Here is a 15,793-nt window from a genome sequence, read left to right as displayed (position 1 = left end):
CGGCATGTCCCGCCCGACCTCGTCCCGCCCGACCTCGTCCCGTCCGTCCGCGTCCCGTCCGTCCGCGTGCCGTCCGTCCCCGCACCCTCCGCCCCCGCACGTGCTGATCCTCGGCGGCACCACCGAGGGCCGCCGGCTGGCCGCCGACCTGGCGGCGCGTCCCGGCGTCCGCGTCACCACGTCTCTCGCGGGACGCGTGACCCGGCCGGGCTCCCTCGCCGGGGAGGTGCGGACCGGTGGCTTCGGCGGACCGAAAGGGCTGGCCGCCTGGCTGCGCGAGCAGCACGTGGACGCCCTCGTCGACGCGACCCACCCCTTCGCCGAGACGATCACGGCGAACGCGGTCGCCGCCGCGGCCGCCACAGGTACCCCTGCGGTGATCCTGTGCCGCCCCGGCTGGCGGGCCGGTCCCGGCGACCGCTGGCATCCGGCCGCCTCCCTCGCCGAGGCGGCCGGCCTGCTCCCGGGGCTCGGCCGCCGCGTGTTCCTGACCACCGGCCGCCTCGGTCTGGCGGCCTTCGCGCACCTTTCCGGCCTCCACTTCGTCGCCCGCTCGGTTGAGCCCCCCGAGCCGCCGCTCCCGCCGGACACCCGCGTCCTGCTGGCTCGCGGCCCGTTCACGGTGGCCGACGAGACGGCCCTCCTGCGCGACCACGGCGTCGACGTACTGGTGACCAAGGACAGCGGGGGAGCGGCCACCGCGGCCAAACTGACGGCGGCCCGGGAACTGGCCCTGCCGGTCGTGGTCGTCCGCAGGCCCCCGCTGCCGCGGGGCGCGGACGTGGTGTCCGACGTGCCGGCCGTGCTGGAGCGGCTGGGCCGAGTGGAGCGGCTCGGCCTCAGCGGGCCGTGACCGGCTGCCGCACGCGGTCCGGCAGGCCGCTGCTCAGGTCCTCGACCAGCAGACGTTTGGCGATCGAGTCGACCGCGGCGCGCAGGTCCGTGTCCGAGGGGCGGCCGATGTCCTGCTCCACCCGGTCCTCCAGCCACGCCGCCCACGCCCGGCCGATGACCCGCGCCTCGCGAGCGCCCGCCTCCGTGTGGGAGAGCACGGAGCCGTGCCGGGTCAGGAAGCCCTCCTCGACCATGCGGTCGAAGACCGGCAGCAGCACCTCCGGCGGCACCCGGCGGCGGGCGGCGATCAGGCCGAGCCCGGCGTGTCCGACCAGCCGTGTGAACAGCTCGACCTGCATGACGGCCCAGGCTCCGGCGACATCGAGCCGGGTGTCGCTGTCCACGATGATCCGGCGCGCGGTGTCCAGCTCCGTACTGCCGATGATCTTCCCCACGGTGGCCTCCAGCGCCCGCCTGCTGTCGGCGTCCTGCGGTGAGGCGAAGCCCTCGCCCATGTCGGTGGAGCCCGCGCGGGCGCTGTCGCGCAGCTGGACCTGCTTGAGGAACAGGGCGACGAGGAAACCGAGCGCCGCGACCGGCACCGTCCACAGGAACACGGTGTGGATGGTGTCCGCGTACGCGCCGACGATCGGCGTCGACGCGTCCGGTGGCAGCCGGTGCACGCCCTCCGGACTGGTCGCCGCCCTGCCGATCACGGCCGGATCGGCGGCGCCGGTCCCCGCGGCGGCCGCGACGCCGTCCCGCAGGTTGGGGCCGAGCGCGTTGGCGTAGATGGTGCCGAAGACGGCGGTGCCGAAGGAGCTGCCCAGGGTGCGGAAGAAGGTGACGCCGGAGGTCGCGGTGCCGAGGTCGGCGTAGTCGACGGTGTTCTGCACGGCGATGATCAGCACCTGCATGGACAGGCCGATGCCCGAGCCCAGCACGAACATGTACAGCGACTCCAGATAGGCGCCCGTGGACGCGTCCATGAGCGACATCAGGTACAGGCCGACGCCCATCACCAGGGTGCCCACGATCGGGAACAGCCGGTACCGCCCCGTCCTGCTGACCACGCTCCCGCTGAAGACCGAGGCGATCAGCAGCCCGGCCACCATCGGCAGCGTCCGGACGCCCGAGACGGTGGCCGAGTCGCCGTCGACGTACTGCAGATAGGTCGGCAGATACGTCAGCGCGCCGAGCATCGCGAAACCGACGATGAAGCTGAGGATCGAGCAGACCGTGAACACCGGGTTGGAGAACAACCGCATCGGCAGCATCGGTTCGGCCGCCCGCAACTCCGCCCAGCAGAACAGCCCGAGCGCGATCAGCCCGCCCGCGAACAGGCCGATGATCACGGCCGATCCCCACGCGTACTGGTTGCCGCCCCAGCTCGTCGCCAGGATCAGCGCGCTCGCGCCGACCGCGATCAGTGCGATGCCCAGGTAGTCGATGACGGGCCGGGCGGCCGACTTCACCACCGGGATGGTGCGGGCGGCGGCGATGACGACGACGATCGCGATGGGCACGTTGACGTAGAAGGCCCAGCGCCAGGACAGGTGGTCGGTGAACAGCCCGCCCAGCAGCGGCCCGACGACCGTCGCCACCCCGAACACCGCGCCGATGGCCCCCTGGTACTTGCCGCGCTCCCGCAGCGGGATGACGTCCGCGATCAGCGCCATCGACGTGACCATCAGACCACCCGCGCCGATGCCCTGCATCGCCCGCCAGATGATCAGCAGCGGCATGGTCGTGGCCAGCCCGCACAGGAACGAGCCCGTGATGAAGATGATCGCCGAGACCTGGAAGACCACCTTGCGGCCGAACATGTCGCCGAACTTGCCGACCAGCACCGTCGCCACGGTCTCCGCGAGCAGGTACGAGGTCACCACCCACGACATGTGCTCGCCGCCACCCAGGTCCGACACGATCGTGGGCAGCGCGGTGCCGACGATCGTCTGGTCCAGTGCTGCCAGCAGCATGCCGAGCATGATCGTGACGAAGACGACGTTGCGGCGGCGCCTGTCCAGCACGGGAGGCTGGTCGGCGGCGTTCCGTGGCGTTTCCTCGGCGACTGTCACACGGTCACGATCACACCGGTGCACCGGCCACGCATGCGGGGGCGGTCCGCCCGGGTGCCGCCGTCGGCCCGTGCGGGTGCGGCCGTCTGCCTGGCCGGAGCAGGGCGGCGGTCCGGTCCCGTACGGCCCTCGGTCCGGCCGGGCTGCCGGTCCCCTCAGCCGTCGCCGGGGTTGCGCCGCAGCAGATACGTGTCCATGATCCAGCCCTTGCGCTCCCGCGCCTCGGCACGCATCCGCTCGATGCGGGGCGCGGCCTCGGCGATCGGGCCGGAGGCTAGGATCTCGTCCGGGGTGCCCAGGTACGCGCCCCAGTAGATGTCGATGTCCTGGTCCGCGTACTGCCGGAAGACCTGGTGGGCGTCGAGCATCACCACGACGTCGTCCACCCCCTCCGGGAAGCCTTCCGCGAGCCGCCGCCCAGTGGTGATCTGCACCGGCCGTGCCACCCGGTTCAGCCCGGTCCGATGCCGGGCGACCAGTGAGGAGACGCTGCTGATGCCGGGCACGACGTCGTACTCGAACACCACCGCGCCGCGCTCCAGGATCTCCTCCAGGATGCCCAGCGTGCTGTCGTACAGCGCGGGGTCGCCCCACACCAGGAAGGCACCGCTCTCGTCCTCGCCCAGCTCCTCGGCGATCATCCGCTCGTAGATGCCGGCGCGGGCACTGCGCCAGTCCCCGACGGCCGGGGAGTACGCGGTGCCGCCCGCGCTCCGGTCCCGCTCGGGGTCGCGCGCCCCGACGATCCGGTACGTCTCCTCCGGTATGTGCGTCTCCAGCATGTCCCGGCGCAGCCGCACCAGGTCGGCCTTCGCCTCGCCCTTGTCCAGGACGAAGAACACGTCCGTACTCCGTAGCGCCCGCACCGCCTGCAGGGTGAGCTGTTCGGGGTCGCCCGCTCCGATACCGATCACATGAATCTTCCGCACGCCACGAGTCTGCCCTACGCCACTGACAACACCCCGGCCGGGTGCTCCACGGCACTGGCGCCCGGCGGACCTCAGCCCCGCAGCCGGGGCGCCCGCACGGCCGCGTCCACGGGCGTGCCGCCCTCCACCTCCTCCGCCAACTCCCGGGCCCACCCGGCGACGCCGCCCAGGTCCATCCCGTACGGCCGTCCCCGCCCGGACGCGGAAGCGGTCCACTCCGTCACCGCTCCGGCCCCGCGCCGCAGCAGCCTCGCCCCGCCGGTGACGTTGCCGCGGGCCGCGTGCGTGAGCCCCACGGCCAGCTGGGCGAGCCCCCGCCACAGCTCCCGCTCCTCCTCGGGGCCGGACTTCCAGGCGTCCTCGAACACCTCGTGCGCGTGGAAGGGCTGCCCCGCGTCCAGCAGCCGCTGCGCCTCGGCGACCGTATCCTCGGGGACCCGTACGACCCCCTCGGGCTGGCGGGGGACGCCGTCCGCGCCGTACGGCAGAGGGCGGCCGAGCCCGTCCCGCGGCCGGGCGTTACGGGCCCGCCCCTCGTCGTCGCGGTCCCGCGCGTCCACGGGCCGGTTCGAGGCGGTGCTGTCCTTGGGGCTGTCGGCAGGGCTGTCCATGGGACCGATTCTGCCTCGCCCCCACCCGCTTAGGCGTGGCCCGGGGTGTGGGGTAAAGTACTGATCGCGCGGTTCACCGCGTGAACACACCGGGACGTGGCGCAGCTTGGTAGCGCACTTGACTGGGGGTCAAGGGGTCGCAGGTTCAAATCCTGTCGTCCCGACGGTGAAGAAGCAGATCGGAGGGGCCCTTCGGGGCCCCTCCGATCGTTTCCAGGGGTGCCGTCCTGTGTCCTTGCACGGCATCGGGTCCCCACCGGACCCGGGACGGGTCAGCCGGTCGTACTCCCAAAGTCCGATACCTCTGCCCACACGACTCGTGCCAGCATCGGCGCATGCCCCACTCCTGGCCCCCTCATCTCGATGTCGGCGCCGTGCGCTTCGCCCGGCCGACGGCCAAGTACGACGACGTCCTCGTCTTCTACCGCGACGTCCTCGGCCTGCCTGTGCTGGCCCAGTGGCGTGGCCACGGTGGTTACGACGGTGTCGTTCTCGGCCTGCCCGGCGCCCCGGTGCACATGGAACTGCTGCAGCACGGCGACCCGCCCCGCGTCCCCGAGCCGGACCCGGAGAACCAGCTGGTGCTCTATCTCCGCGACGCCGAGGCGGTCGTCACCGCGTCCCGGCGACTCACTGAGCACGGGCACAGGCCGGTTCCCGCCGCGAACCCGTACTGGACGGACCACGGCGCCGTCCTCTTCGAAGACCCCGACCGCTGGCTGGTCGTCCTGGCGCCGTGGGTCTTCGGGAAGGAGGCTGTGCCGACTGTGGTGACCGAGTGACACCCGGGTGATCGCGACCGAGCCCGACCGGGGTCCGACTCACCGCCTGCCGCCGAGGGCTCCTCGTACTGCTTTCCGGGCCGGTCCGCGCCGCAATGAGTTGCGGAAAGATTCGCAAGTCATTGCAGCGTGGACCGGCAGGTGCTTGACTCGCCACCTCGAAGCGAGAGGAACGAGCCGACTCCCATGACCACCGAGACCGACGTCCTCGTCCTGGGCGGCGCGGGCGTGGACACCATCGTCCACGTCCCCGAACTGCCGCTGCCCTACGCCGACAGCTACATGATCCAGCCCGGCATCGTGACCCGCGCCGGTCAGAGCGGGGACTTCGTCGCGCTCGGCGTGAGCGCCCTGGGGCTGCGCACCCACCACATCGACGTCCTCGGCGCCGACCCGGAGGGTGACCTGGTGCGCGCGCTGTACCGGGACCGGGGCATCCCGTTCACCGAGGTGCACTCCGCGGCGGGCACCAAGCGCGCGGTCAACCTGGTCGGTCCGGACGGGCGGCGGCTGTCCCTGTACGACGACACCCGCAGCCAGGAGACCGACCGGCTGCCCGAGGACACCGTGCGCGCCCTCGCCGCCGCGAGCCGGCACGCCCACGTCGTGATCACCCACCCGTGCGCACACGCCCTGCCGTTGCTGCGCGAGTCGGGCGTCACCGTCTCGACGGACCTGCACGACTGGGACGGCGCCAACCCTTACCACGAGCCGTTCGCGCTCGCCGCGGACCTGGTCTTCCTGTCCACAACCGCCCTGGCCGACCCCGAGCACACCATGCGGGACATCGCCGCGCGCGGCCGGGCCCGGATCGTCGTGGGCACCGCCGGAGCCGAGGGCGCGTACCTGCTCGTCGAAGGCCACCTCAGTCACGTACCCACGGTGACTCCTCCCGCTCCCGTGGTGGACTCCAACGGTGCGGGTGACGCGTTCGCCGCCGGCTTCCTGTTCGGCTGGCTGGGGGGCGCGGACCCGCTGCGCTGCGCACGGTACGGGGCCATCGCCGGCGCCCATGCCTGCACGGTGCCGTCGACGCGCGCCGACGCCGTCCGGCGCGACGAGCTCCTCGCCCGCGCGGCCGAGCCGGACGTCGCTGGGCCGGCCGCCACTGAGCCGGTCGCCCCTGAGCCGGACGTCGCGGAACAGGGCGCCGTGGTGCGCGGATGAGCCGCGGCAAGGAACCGGTGCCACGTCCACTGCGGCACCCTCAGCCGGGGTCGCGCGTCCCCGCGGCGACCAGATGGGGTGGTCGCCGCGGGGTACGGCCCATGCATCGCCCACTCCAGCGGGGACCAGCCGGTGCCGTGGTCCTGCGGAGGTTCGGGTCGGCGCCGTGCTCCGGGAGCGGGGACGAGCCTGGCACTGCCGTGCCGTACGGGTGACAGCGGGGCGTCGATCGGCCGTTCCGGAGAACCGGACGCGCAGGCGGGCCGTCTTGTTCCGAGTACGCCGCGTCACGCAGAACGGCACGAGCGAGGGCCGGTGAACGCGCCGAGGACGCAGGAGAGGGGACGTCATGTCTGATTTCGGCATCGGTATCACGATCATGCTGGGGGTCGCTGTGCTCTTCGTCGTGGTCGGTGTGGTGAGCGGGACGGCCCGTCCCGGTGGCCACAAGCGGCGCGGCGGTTGGGCCGGTGACGGGAGTGACGGGTGTGACGGAGGGGCGAGCTGCGGTGGTGGCTCGTCGTGCGGAGGCGGGGGCGGAGGCGGGGGCTGACGGTCCCGGGCGGGATCCGGGCGGACTGGACGAGGCACCGCGCCGTCCTCCGGTGCGGGAAGGTGGACGGTGCACGCGGCCGAGACATCCCCGACTTCGTTCGGAGCCGGGCGGAATGATAGAAGCGGGCATGACCAACTCGCCCCACCCCGCGCCCTCGAAGGGCCCTCGCCCGGACGGTTCCCGATGACCGCCGGCATCGACACCCCGGACCGCCGGGGCCGCACCGGACTCGACCGCACGGGCCGGGACCTGACCGGCAACCCCCGGGTCAAGGTCCGGGACGTACGGCTCCTCTCCAGCCACTGGTACGTCGAACGCACCACGACCTTCGACGTCCAGCGCGCCGACGGCACCTGGACCACCCAGGAGCGCGAGACCCACGACCGCGGCAACGGCGCCACCGTGCTGCTCTACGACGCGGAACGCGAAACGGTGCTGCTCACCCGCCAGTTCCGCCTCCCCGTCTACGTCAACGGCCACCCCGACGGGATACTGGTCGAGACACCCGGCGGGCTGCTGGACGACGAGGACGAGCACCCCGAGGTCGCCGTGCGGCGCGAGGTCGTCGAGGAGACCGGGCACACCGTCGGCGAGGTCCAGCACGTCTTCGACGTGTACATGAGCCCCGGCTCTGTCACCGAACGCGTCAGCTTCTACGCCGCCGCCTACGGCCCCGCCACCCGCACCCACGAGGGCGGCGGCCTGGACGAGGAGGGCGAGGACATCGAGACCCTCGAACTGCCCTTCCGCCGCGCGCTGGAGATGATCCGCACCGGCGGGATCGCCGACGCGAAGACCATCATGCTGCTCCAGTGGGCGGCGTTGGAGGGCCCTTTCGCACGGCTCCCGCGAGAAGACGTCCGGGAAGGCACCCAGGACGCCTGACCCGAAGCGCGCTTCGAACCGAGGACCCCCGCCACCAGGTTCGACGCCCGCCAGTCCGCCCGCCGGCTCCGGCGCCACCGACCGGGTCACGACCTGACCAGCAGCTGGAAGTCGAACGCGTACCGGGACGCGCGGTACAGGTGCGTCCCGTACTCGACCGGGCGTCCGGTGTCGTCGTACGCCGTGCGCCGCATGGTCAGCAGAGCGGCGCCCTCCCTCTCGTCCAGACGGTCCGCCTCCTCGCGGGTGGCCGTGCGGGCGCCCACGGTCTGGCGGGCGCTGTGCAGGGTGATGCCGGACGCGCGCATCACCCGGTACAGGCCGGTCGACTCCAGCCGGTCGTCGTCGAGGTCCAGCAGGGACGCCGGCAGGTAGTTGCACAGCAGCGCGACCGGCTGGCCGTGAGTGAGGCGCAGCCGCTCCAGGACGGTGACCTCGCCTCCCTCCGCGACGCCGAGGGCCTCTGCCACGTCGGCGGGGGCGGGGACGCCCTCGTTGCGTACCACCCGCGTACCGGGTTTCTGCCCGGCGGCCTCCAGGTCGTCGTAGAGACTGCTCAGCTCCAGCGGACGCCTGACCTGGCTGTGCACCACTTGGGTGCCGACTCCGCGCCGTCGGACCAGGAGACCCTTGTCGACCAGGGACTGGATGGCCTGGCGGACGGTCGGGCGGGACAGGCCGAGGCGGACGGAGAGGTCCACCTCGTTGCCCAGCAGGTTCCCCGGGGTGAGGACGCCGTGTTCTATCGCCGCCTCCAACTGCCGGGCGAGCTGGTAGTACAGCGGCACCGGACTGCCCCGGTCCAGGGCGAAGTCCAGGGTGCTGAGCGCGGAGACGGTCACCGCACGTGCGGGGTCGCCGGTTCTCGCCATGGACGTGCCTCCCTTGCGTAGGTGATGGCGTGTCAGAGGTGGCGGCGGCGATCGGCGACCGCCCGCTCGTACTCCGTGCGGGCGTGAGTGACGGCCTCGCGGTCGGACACCTCGGCCACCGGCACGTCCCACCAGGCCTCGGCACCGGGAGCGGTCGGAGCCGGGTCGGTCTCCACGTAGACGCATGTCGGGCGATCCGACGAGCGGGCCGCCCGCAGGGCCTCGCGCAGCTCGCGCACTGTCTTGGCGCGCAGTACGTCCATGCCGAGGCTGGCCGCGTTGGCGGCGAGGTCGAGGGGGAGCGGGGCGCCCGTGAAGGTGCCGTCGGGGGCCCGGTGGCGGTACGCCGTGCCGAAGCGCTCGGCGCCCACCGACTCGGACAGGCCGCCGATGGAGGCGTAGCCGTGGTTCTGCACCAGGACCAGTTTGACCGGCAGGTTCTCCTGGACGGCGGTGACGATCTCCGTCGGGTTCATCAGGTACGTGCCGTCGCCGACCAGGGCCCACACCGGTGTGCCGGGCGCGGCCTGCTGGACGCCGAGCGCGGCCGGGATCTCGTAGCCCATGCAGGAGTAGCCGTACTCCAGGTGGTACTGGCGCGGGGAGCGGGCGCGCCACAGCTTGTGCAGGTCGCCGGGGAGTGAGCCGGCCGCGTTGATCACCACGTCCTCGTCGCCGACGACCGCGTCCAGCGCGCCCAGCACCTGCGTCTGGGTCGGCACGGCACCGTCGTCGTCGGCGCGGAACGCCGCCTCCACCGTCGCCTCCCAGCGGGCCCTGCCGGTGATGTACTCGGCCTCGTACGACGCGTCCACCCGGTGGCCGGACAGTGCCTCGGTCAGTGCCGTGAGCCCCGCCCGGGCGTCGCAGACCAGGGTGCGGGCGGCGAGCTTGTGGGCGTCGAAGGCGGTGATGTTGAGGTTGAGGAAGCGGACCTCCGGGCGCTGGAAGAGGGTCCCGGAGGCGGTGGTGAAGTCCGTGTAGCGGGTGCCGACGCCGATCACCAGGTCGGCGGTGCGGGCGAGGTCGTCGCTGACGGTCGTGCCGGTGTGGCCGATGGCTCCGAGGTCGGCCGGGTGGTCGTGGCGCAGGGCGCCCTTGCCGGCCTGGGTGGAGGCGACGGGGATGCCGGTGGCGTCCACGAGCGCCTTCAGCGCGTTCTCGGCCTCGCTGTGGTGGACGCCACCGCCCGCGACGATCAGGGGGCGCCCGGCGGCGCGGATCGCGCGCACCGCCTCGGCCAGCTCCTCCGGGTCGGGCGCCGGACGGCGCACCCGCCAGACGCGGTCGGCGAAGAACTCCTGAGGCCAGTCGTACGCCTCGGCCTGTACGTCCTGGGGGAGCGCGAGGGTGACCGCGCCGGTCTCGGCCGGGTCGGTCAGCACGCGCATCGCCTGGAGCGCGGAGGCGATGAGGGCCTCGGGGCGGGTGACGCGGTCGAAGTACCGGGACACGGGGCGCAGTGTGTCGTTGACGGACACGTCGGCCTCGACCGGGTGTTCCAGCTGCTGGAGAAGGGGGTCGGCGGCGTGCGAGGCGAAGTAGTCGCCGGGCAGGAGGAGGACCGGCAGGCGGTTGACGGTGGCGAGCGCGGCGCCGGTGACCAGGTTGGTGGCGCCGGGGCCGATGGACGTCGTCACCGCCTGCGCGGACAAGCGGTTCAGCTGGCGGGCGTGGCCGACGGCCGCGTGCACCATGGCCTGTTCGCTGCGGCCCTGGTGGTACGGCATGACAGGGGGTGCGGAAGGTGACTCCCCCCTGGGCACGGTGGCGTACTCGACGAGTGCCTGGCCGAGACCGGCCACGTTGCCGTGGCCGAAGATGCCCCAGGTGCCGGTGATCAGCCGACGCCGTACGCCGTCGCGTTCGGTGTACTGGGCGGCCAGGAAGCGCACCAGGGCCTGGGCGGTGGTCAGTCGGCGGGTGGCGGCGCTCATGCGGACCTCTCCGGTGCGGTGTAGAGGGGGAGTCGGGGGTCGACGGGCCGGTCCGGCCAGGTGTCGCGGACCCAGGCGTGGTCGGGGTGGTCGCAGATCAGCCAGGCGCGTTCGGTCCCCGGGCCGGCCATGACGTTGAGGTAGTACATGTGGTGGCCGGGGACGGCCATCGACGGCCCGTGCCAGCCGTCGGGGATCAACACGACGTCTCCGTCACGCACTTCGGCCAGTACGTCCGTGCCCCGTCCCTGCCCGGAGGGCGAGACCCGCTGGTAGCCGAGGCCGGGGACGCTTTCATGGCCGGCGAACTCGAAGTAGTAGATCTCCTCCAGCACCGACTCCTTTCCGGGGCGGTGCTCGTCGTGCTTGTGCGGCGGGAAGGAGGACCAGTTTCCGCCCGGGGTGATCACCTCTACCGCGATGAGTTTGTCGCACTCGAAACCCTGTTCACCACCGCCTCCGGCGGGGGCCGCCGCCCCGAAGTTGTTGACCTGCCGTGAGCAGTTGCCGGTGCCCCGCAGTTCTACCGGTACCGACGACGCCGGGCCGTAGCGGGAGGGCAGGCGGCGGGTGCAGCGGGCGCCGGTGAGGGCGAACCGGCCCCCGCCGTGGGAGGTCACGGTCGTACGGGAGTCACGCGGTACGTACGCGAAGTCGCTGACGCCGCTGAACACGCTGTCACGCCCGGTGAGTTCGAAGGCGTCCTGGCCGAAGTCGTCCGCGGTGACGACGGTGCAGCCGCCGCTGAGCGGGAGGATGATCCACTCGCTGTCGCCGCTGTCGAAGGTGTGGCCGCCGCCGGGGGGCAGGTGGAGCACGCGCAGGCTGGAGTGGCCCCAGCCTGCCGTTTCGGGGGTCACGTCCACGGCGTAGGAGCCGCTTGCCGTCTTGCCCGCGGGAAGGTGATACGTCATCGGATCCTCTTCTCTCCTTCTCTTCTGTCACAGCAGTCCGACGGCGGTGTCCACCGCCTGTTCCACGCTGCCCTCGGCCGGGTAGAGGAGCGAGCGGCCGACGACCATGCCCTGCACGGTGGGCAGCCTGAGCGCCTTGCGCCAGCGCTCGTAGGCGGCGGCCTGGTCCGCGGGTGAGCCGCCTATGTCACCGCCGAGCAGGACGGCCGGCAGCGTGGAGGTCTCCAGGACCTCGCCCATGTCGTCCGGGTCGTGTGTGACGGGCAGTTTCAGCCAGGTGTAGGCGGAGGTGCCGCCCAGGCCCGAGGCGATGGCGACGGAGCGGGTGACGGCTTCGGCGGACAGGTCGTTGCGGACCCGGCCACCGATCCGGCGGGAGATGAACGGCTCGACGAAGACGGGCAGTTCGCGCGCGGCCATGGCATCGACCGCGCGGGCGGTGGACTCCATCGTCGTGAGCGAGCCGGGGTCGTCGTAGTCGATGCGCAGCAGCAGCTTGCCCGCGTCGAAGCGCAGGCGGGCGATGTCCTCGGCGCGGTGGCCGGTGAAGCGGTCGTCCATCTCGAAGGCGGCGCCCGCGAGGCCGCCGCGGTTCATCGAGCCCATGACGACCTTGTTCTCCAGCACCCCGAGCAGCAGCAGGTCCTCCAGCACGTCGGCGGTGGCGAGCACTCCGTCGACACCGGGCCGGGACAGCGCGGTGCACAGGCGTTCCAGCAGGTCGGCCCGGTTGGCCATGGCGAGCCCGCGGTCACCGACGCCGAGCGCGCCGCGCGCCGGATGGTCGGCGGCCACGATCATCAGGCGGCCGGAGCCGCCGACCAGCGGGCGGCGTACCCGGCGGGCCGCCGCCTCGGCGACGGCCTCCGGGTGCCGGGCTCGGACCGCGGTGAGGTCGGGGATGCTGAGGGACAAGGCGTTGCTCCGTTCAGGGAGTGGCTCGCGCGAGGAGGTCGTCGACCTCGGCCTCGGTGGGCATGGCGGAGGAGCAGGCGAGACGGGAGGCGACGAGTGCGCCGGCCGCGTTGGCGTACCGCATGGTCCGCTCCAGGTCCCAGTCCAGGAGCAGGCCGTGGCAGAGCGAGCCGCCGAACGCGTCGCCCGCGCCGAGGCCGTTGACCACCTCGACCGTCACCGGCGGAACCTCGGCACTCCGGCCGTCGCGGTGCACGGCGAGGACGCCCCTCGGGCCCTGTTTGACGACGGCCAGCTCGACACCGGCCGCCAGCAGGGCCTCGGCGCAGGCGCGCGGTTCGCGGACGCCCGTGGCGATCTCGCACTCGTCGAGGTTGCCGACCGCGACGGTCGCGTGCCGGAGCGCTTCGGCGTAGTACGGGCGGGCCTGGCCGGGGTCGGTCCAGAACATCGGGCGCCAGTCCAGGTCGAAGACCGTGATGCCGGCCTTGGCGCGGTGTGCCAGGGCGGCCAGGGTCGCCGTCCGGCTCGGCTCCTCGCTCAGCCCGGTGCCGGTGATCCAGAAGACGGCGGCCGCGCGGATCGCGTCGAGGTTCAGCTCCTGAGGGTGGATCTCCAGGTCGGGGGCCTTGGGACGGCGGTAGAAGTACAACGGGAAGTCGTCCGGCGGGAAGATCTCGCAGAACGTCACGGGGGTCGGGTGGGCGGCGACCGGGGTGACCCAGCGGTCGTCGACGCCGAACTGCTTCAGCGCCTGGTGCAGATAGCCGCCGAACGGGTCGTCGCCCGTGCGGGTGACGACGGCCGTGGCATGGCCGAGACGGGCGGCGGCCACCGCCACGTTGGCGGCCGAACCGCCGAGAAACTTGCCGAAGGTCTCAACCTCCGCCAGGGGTACGCCCGTCTGCAAGGGATAGAGATCGACTCCGATGCGGCCCATCGTGATCAGATCGAAACGCGGGACTGACTCGGCCATGTGCGACGCTCCTCGGGCTGGGCGGGGGCCTGCCGCCTCCCAGGTGTATGACTCCGAGACGACCGTGTCAAGACTTTGTACTTACATTCGGACCTGCGAGTGAAAGAATGTCTTGACAAAGTATTGACAGCGGGCGTCTCAAGGACTTGTATCCGGACCCAGCGCAGCAACAGCCGTTCTTCTCTGGTCTGGCACACGGCTTCCCGTCGCACAGTCGCACAGTGAGGTGCAGGAAAAGATGGACCGCTCTTCGCACGCCCGCTCCCGCGGATTCGCCCCCGCCGTGGCCCTGGCCGCCGCCGCGGCCCTGACCCTCGCCGGCTGCTCCAGCAGCTCGGGCGGGAAGGAGGCCGACGACAAGGGTGACTCGGGCGCCTCCGCGGGCAAGGCGAACACCCCCCGCATGACCGTTGCCCTGGTCACCCATCAGGCGGCCGGCGACACCTTCTGGGACATCGTCCGCAAGGGAGCGGAGGCCGCCGCGGCCAAGGACAACATCAAGCTCGTCTACTCCGCCGACCCGAACGCGGGCAACCAGGCCAACCTGGTGCAGAACGCGATCGACCAGAAGGTCGACGGCATCGCCGTCACCCTGGCCAAGCCGGACGCCCTCAGAAGCGTCCTCGGCAAGGCCGAGAAGGCCGGCATACCCGTGGTCGGGCTCAACTCCGGCCTCGCGGACTGGAAGAAGCTTGGCCTGCTGGAGTTCTTCGGCCAGGACGAGACCGTGGCCGGCGAGGCGCTCGGCAAGCGGCTGAACGAGGACGGCGCCAAGAACGCCGTCTGCGTGATCCACGAACAGGGCAACGTCGGCCTCACCCAGCGCTGCGACGGAGTGAAGGAGACCTTCGAGGGCTCGATCGAGAACCTCTACGTCAACGGCACCGACATGCCCTCGGTGAAGTCGACCATCACCGCCAAGCTCAAGCAGGACGGCGGCATCGACCACCTCGTCACCCTGGGCGCCCCGTTCGCCATGACGGCCGTGCAGTCGGTGGCCGAGGGCGGCAGCAAGGCCAAGATCGCCACCTTCGACCTCAACAAGGAACTGACCGGCGCCATCGAGAAGGGCGACATCGAGTTCGCCGTCGACCAGCAGCCCTACCTCCAGGGCTACCTCGCGGTCGACGGCCTGTGGCTCTACGAGAACAACGGCAACTACAGCGGCGGCGGTGAGCAGCCGGTGCTGACCGGTCCGGCCTTCGTCGACAAGTCCAACGTGAAGGCCGTCGCCGAGTTCGCCTCGAAGGGCACCCGGTGATGAGCACGACCCGACAGGCCGAGCCGGCGGTGACCACACCGCCGGCCCCCGGCCCGGGGCAGACCGACGGACGTACCCGGCAGCGCTCCCTGGCGCTGCGGCTGCTCGCCCGGCCCGAGGTCGGGGTCTTTCTCGGTGCCGTCGCCGTGTTCGTCTTCTTCCTGGTCGCCGCCCCCACGGTCCGCGACGGCGGCTCCATGGCGACGGTCCTGTACCAGTCGTCCACCATCGGCATCATGGCGCTGCCGGTGGCCCTGCTGATGATCGGCGGCGAGTTCGACCTGTCGGCCGGTGTCGCCGTGGTCACCTCCGCGCTCACCGCCGCCATGCTCAGCTACCAGCTGACCATGAACGTCTGGATGGGCGTGGTCCTCGCCCTCGTCGTCTCCCTCGCCGTCGGCGCGTTCAACGGCTGGGTGCTGATGAGGACCGGCCTGCCGAGCTTCCTCGTGACGCTCGGCACCTTCCTGATCCTCCAGGGCGTCAACCTCGCCGTCACCAAACTCGTCACCGGCAACGTCGCCACCGACGACATCAGCGACATGGACGGCTTCGAGCAGGCCAAGGCGCTCTTCGCCTCGTCCTTCGACGTCGGCGGCGTCCAGGTGAAGATCACCGTGGTGTGGTGGCTCGCCTTCGCCGCCCTGGCCACCTGGGTGCTGCTGCGCACCAAGTACGGCAACTGGATCTTCGCGGTCGGCGGCAGCCGGGAGTCCGCCCGCGCGGTCGGCGTCCCCGTCACCTTCACCAAGATCACGCTGTTCATGCTGGTCGGCTTCGGCGCGTGGTTCGTCGGCATGCACCAGCTCTTCTCCTTCAACACCGTGCAGTCCGGCGAGGGTGTCGGCCAGGAGCTGATCTACATCGCCGCGGCGGTCATCGGCGGCTGTCTGCTCACCGGCGGCTACGGCTCCGCCATCGGCCCGGTCTTCGGCGCCTTCATGTTCGGCATGGTGAACCAGGGCATCGTCTTCGCCGGCTGGAACCCCGACTGGTTCAAGGCCTTCCTCGGTGTGATGCTCCTCGGCGCCGTCCTCATCAATCTGTGGGTCCGCCGCGCGGCGACCCGGAGGTGA

The 15,793-nt window shown here is 71.9% G+C and carries 14 protein-coding genes and 1 tRNA gene; 7 read left to right on the top strand and 8 right to left on the bottom strand.

Annotated features, from left to right (window positions below):
- Window positions 1-4: 4 nt before the first annotated feature.
- Window positions 5-853: a cobalt-precorrin-6A reductase gene (locus ABEA26_RS15820; protein ID WP_345592922.1), complete on the top strand. Its 849-nt coding sequence runs from the start codon at window positions 5-7 to the stop codon at window positions 851-853.
- Here ABEA26_RS15820 and ABEA26_RS15815 read toward each other — a convergent pair.
- The 3 genes from ABEA26_RS15815 to ABEA26_RS15805 all read right to left on the bottom strand — a co-directional run bounded on the left by ABEA26_RS15815 (window position 840) and on the right by ABEA26_RS15805 (window position 4,452).
- On the bottom strand, window positions 840-2,912 hold the full coding sequence (locus ABEA26_RS15815; RefSeq protein ID WP_345592921.1) for an MDR family MFS transporter: 2,073 nt from the start codon (window positions 2,910-2,912) through the stop codon (window positions 840-842). The two genes, ABEA26_RS15820 and ABEA26_RS15815, sit on opposite strands and share 14 nt — an antisense overlap.
- 155 nt (window positions 2,913-3,067) lie before the next feature.
- Complete coding sequence (cobF, locus tag ABEA26_RS15810) at window positions 3,068-3,841, bottom strand: precorrin-6A synthase (deacetylating) (RefSeq protein WP_345592920.1); 774 nt, start codon at window positions 3,839-3,841, stop codon at window positions 3,068-3,070.
- A gap of 71 nt (window positions 3,842-3,912) precedes the next feature.
- On the bottom strand, window positions 3,913-4,452 hold the full coding sequence (locus ABEA26_RS15805; protein ID WP_345592919.1) for a DUF309 domain-containing protein: 540 nt from the start codon (window positions 4,450-4,452) through the stop codon (window positions 3,913-3,915).
- A gap of 90 nt (window positions 4,453-4,542) precedes the next feature.
- Between ABEA26_RS15805 and ABEA26_RS15800 the strand changes: the two genes are divergently transcribed.
- The 4 genes from ABEA26_RS15800 to ABEA26_RS15785 all read left to right on the top strand — a co-directional run bounded on the left by ABEA26_RS15800 (window position 4,543) and on the right by ABEA26_RS15785 (window position 7,842).
- Window positions 4,543-4,616 (top strand) — tRNA-Pro (locus ABEA26_RS15800).
- Window positions 4,617-4,787: 171 nt separating this feature from the next.
- On the top strand, window positions 4,788-5,234 hold the full coding sequence (locus ABEA26_RS15795; RefSeq protein WP_345592917.1) for a VOC family protein: 447 nt from the start codon (window positions 4,788-4,790) through the stop codon (window positions 5,232-5,234).
- Between the two features lie 186 nt (window positions 5,235-5,420).
- Window positions 5,421-6,401 carry an adenosine kinase gene (locus tag ABEA26_RS15790; RefSeq protein ID WP_345592915.1) on the top strand — a complete coding sequence of 327 codons (981 nt, stop codon included), beginning with the start codon at window positions 5,421-5,423 and terminating at the stop codon, window positions 6,399-6,401.
- A gap of 739 nt (window positions 6,402-7,140) precedes the next feature.
- A complete protein-coding gene (locus tag ABEA26_RS15785; RefSeq protein WP_345592913.1) occupies window positions 7,141-7,842 on the top strand; it encodes an NUDIX domain-containing protein in 702 nt (233 codons plus the stop codon).
- An 86-nt stretch (window positions 7,843-7,928) separates the two neighbouring features.
- Here ABEA26_RS15785 and ABEA26_RS15780 read toward each other — a convergent pair whose 3' ends face one another.
- From ABEA26_RS15780 to iolC, 5 genes are read right to left on the bottom strand one after another with little or no spacing between them, the layout of a single operon-like run.
- Window positions 7,929-8,714 (bottom strand): GntR family transcriptional regulator, encoded by a 786-nt coding sequence (locus ABEA26_RS15780; protein ID WP_345592911.1) that lies wholly within the window; start codon window positions 8,712-8,714, stop codon window positions 7,929-7,931.
- Between the two features lie 32 nt (window positions 8,715-8,746).
- Complete coding sequence (iolD, locus tag ABEA26_RS15775) at window positions 8,747-10,651, bottom strand: 3D-(3,5/4)-trihydroxycyclohexane-1,2-dione acylhydrolase (decyclizing) (protein WP_345592910.1); 1,905 nt, start codon at window positions 10,649-10,651, stop codon at window positions 8,747-8,749.
- Window positions 10,648-11,565, bottom strand: coding sequence for a 5-deoxy-glucuronate isomerase (gene iolB, locus ABEA26_RS15770; protein ID WP_345592908.1), 918 nt, complete (start codon window positions 11,563-11,565; stop codon window positions 10,648-10,650). Before iolB ends, iolD begins: the two co-directional genes overlap by 4 nt.
- A 27-nt stretch (window positions 11,566-11,592) precedes the next feature.
- Entirely contained in the window at window positions 11,593-12,480 is an 888-nt protein-coding gene (locus ABEA26_RS15765) for a Cgl0159 family (beta/alpha)8-fold protein (RefSeq protein WP_345592905.1), read from the bottom strand.
- Between the two features lie 13 nt (window positions 12,481-12,493).
- Window positions 12,494-13,456 (bottom strand): 5-dehydro-2-deoxygluconokinase, encoded by a 963-nt coding sequence (iolC, locus tag ABEA26_RS15760; protein WP_345592904.1) that lies wholly within the window; start codon window positions 13,454-13,456, stop codon window positions 12,494-12,496.
- Window positions 13,457-13,694: 238 nt separating this feature from the next.
- Here iolC and ABEA26_RS15755 point away from each other — a divergent pair, with 238 nt between their 5' ends.
- Both ABEA26_RS15755 and ABEA26_RS15750 read left to right on the top strand, forming a co-directional pair.
- Window positions 13,695-14,717, top strand: a complete 1,023-nt coding sequence (locus ABEA26_RS15755; RefSeq protein WP_345592902.1) for a sugar ABC transporter substrate-binding protein — start codon at window positions 13,695-13,697, stop codon at window positions 14,715-14,717.
- Window positions 14,717-15,793: an ABC transporter permease gene (locus ABEA26_RS15750; RefSeq protein WP_345592900.1), complete on the top strand. Its 1,077-nt coding sequence runs from the start codon at window positions 14,717-14,719 to the stop codon at window positions 15,791-15,793. Before ABEA26_RS15755 ends, ABEA26_RS15750 begins: the two co-directional genes overlap by 1 nt.

This window comes from Streptomyces marokkonensis, from assembly GCF_039539045.1.
Classification (GTDB): domain Bacteria; phylum Actinomycetota; class Actinomycetes; order Streptomycetales; family Streptomycetaceae; genus Streptomyces; species Streptomyces marokkonensis.
Note: the sequence above shows the minus strand (reverse complement) of the source record. Positions and strands in the feature narration are given on the sequence as shown.

Excerpts from the sequence above, each read along its gene's own strand:
- ABEA26_RS15820 (WP_345592922.1), top strand. The coding sequence starts at position 5 with ATGTCCCGCCCGACCTCGTCCCGCCCGACCTCGTCCCGTCCGTCCGCG.
- ABEA26_RS15805 (WP_345592919.1), bottom strand. The coding sequence starts at position 4,452 with ATGGACAGCCCTGCCGACAGCCCCAAGGACAGCACCGCCTCGAACCGG.
- ABEA26_RS15795 (WP_345592917.1), top strand. The coding sequence starts at position 4,788 with ATGCCCCACTCCTGGCCCCCTCATCTCGATGTCGGCGCCGTGCGCTTC.
- ABEA26_RS15790 (WP_345592915.1), top strand. The coding sequence starts at position 5,421 with ATGACCACCGAGACCGACGTCCTCGTCCTGGGCGGCGCGGGCGTGGAC.
- ABEA26_RS15785 (WP_345592913.1), top strand. The coding sequence starts at position 7,141 with ATGACCGCCGGCATCGACACCCCGGACCGCCGGGGCCGCACCGGACTC.
- ABEA26_RS15780 (WP_345592911.1), bottom strand. The coding sequence starts at position 8,714 with ATGGCGAGAACCGGCGACCCCGCACGTGCGGTGACCGTCTCCGCGCTC.
- iolD (WP_345592910.1), bottom strand. The coding sequence starts at position 10,651 with ATGAGCGCCGCCACCCGCCGACTGACCACCGCCCAGGCCCTGGTGCGC.
- iolB (WP_345592908.1), bottom strand. The coding sequence starts at position 11,565 with ATGACGTATCACCTTCCCGCGGGCAAGACGGCAAGCGGCTCCTACGCC.
- iolC (WP_345592904.1), bottom strand. The coding sequence starts at position 13,456 with ATGGCCGAGTCAGTCCCGCGTTTCGATCTGATCACGATGGGCCGCATC.
- ABEA26_RS15755 (WP_345592902.1), top strand. The coding sequence starts at position 13,695 with ATGGACCGCTCTTCGCACGCCCGCTCCCGCGGATTCGCCCCCGCCGTG.
- ABEA26_RS15750 (WP_345592900.1), top strand. The coding sequence starts at position 14,717 with ATGAGCACGACCCGACAGGCCGAGCCGGCGGTGACCACACCGCCGGCC.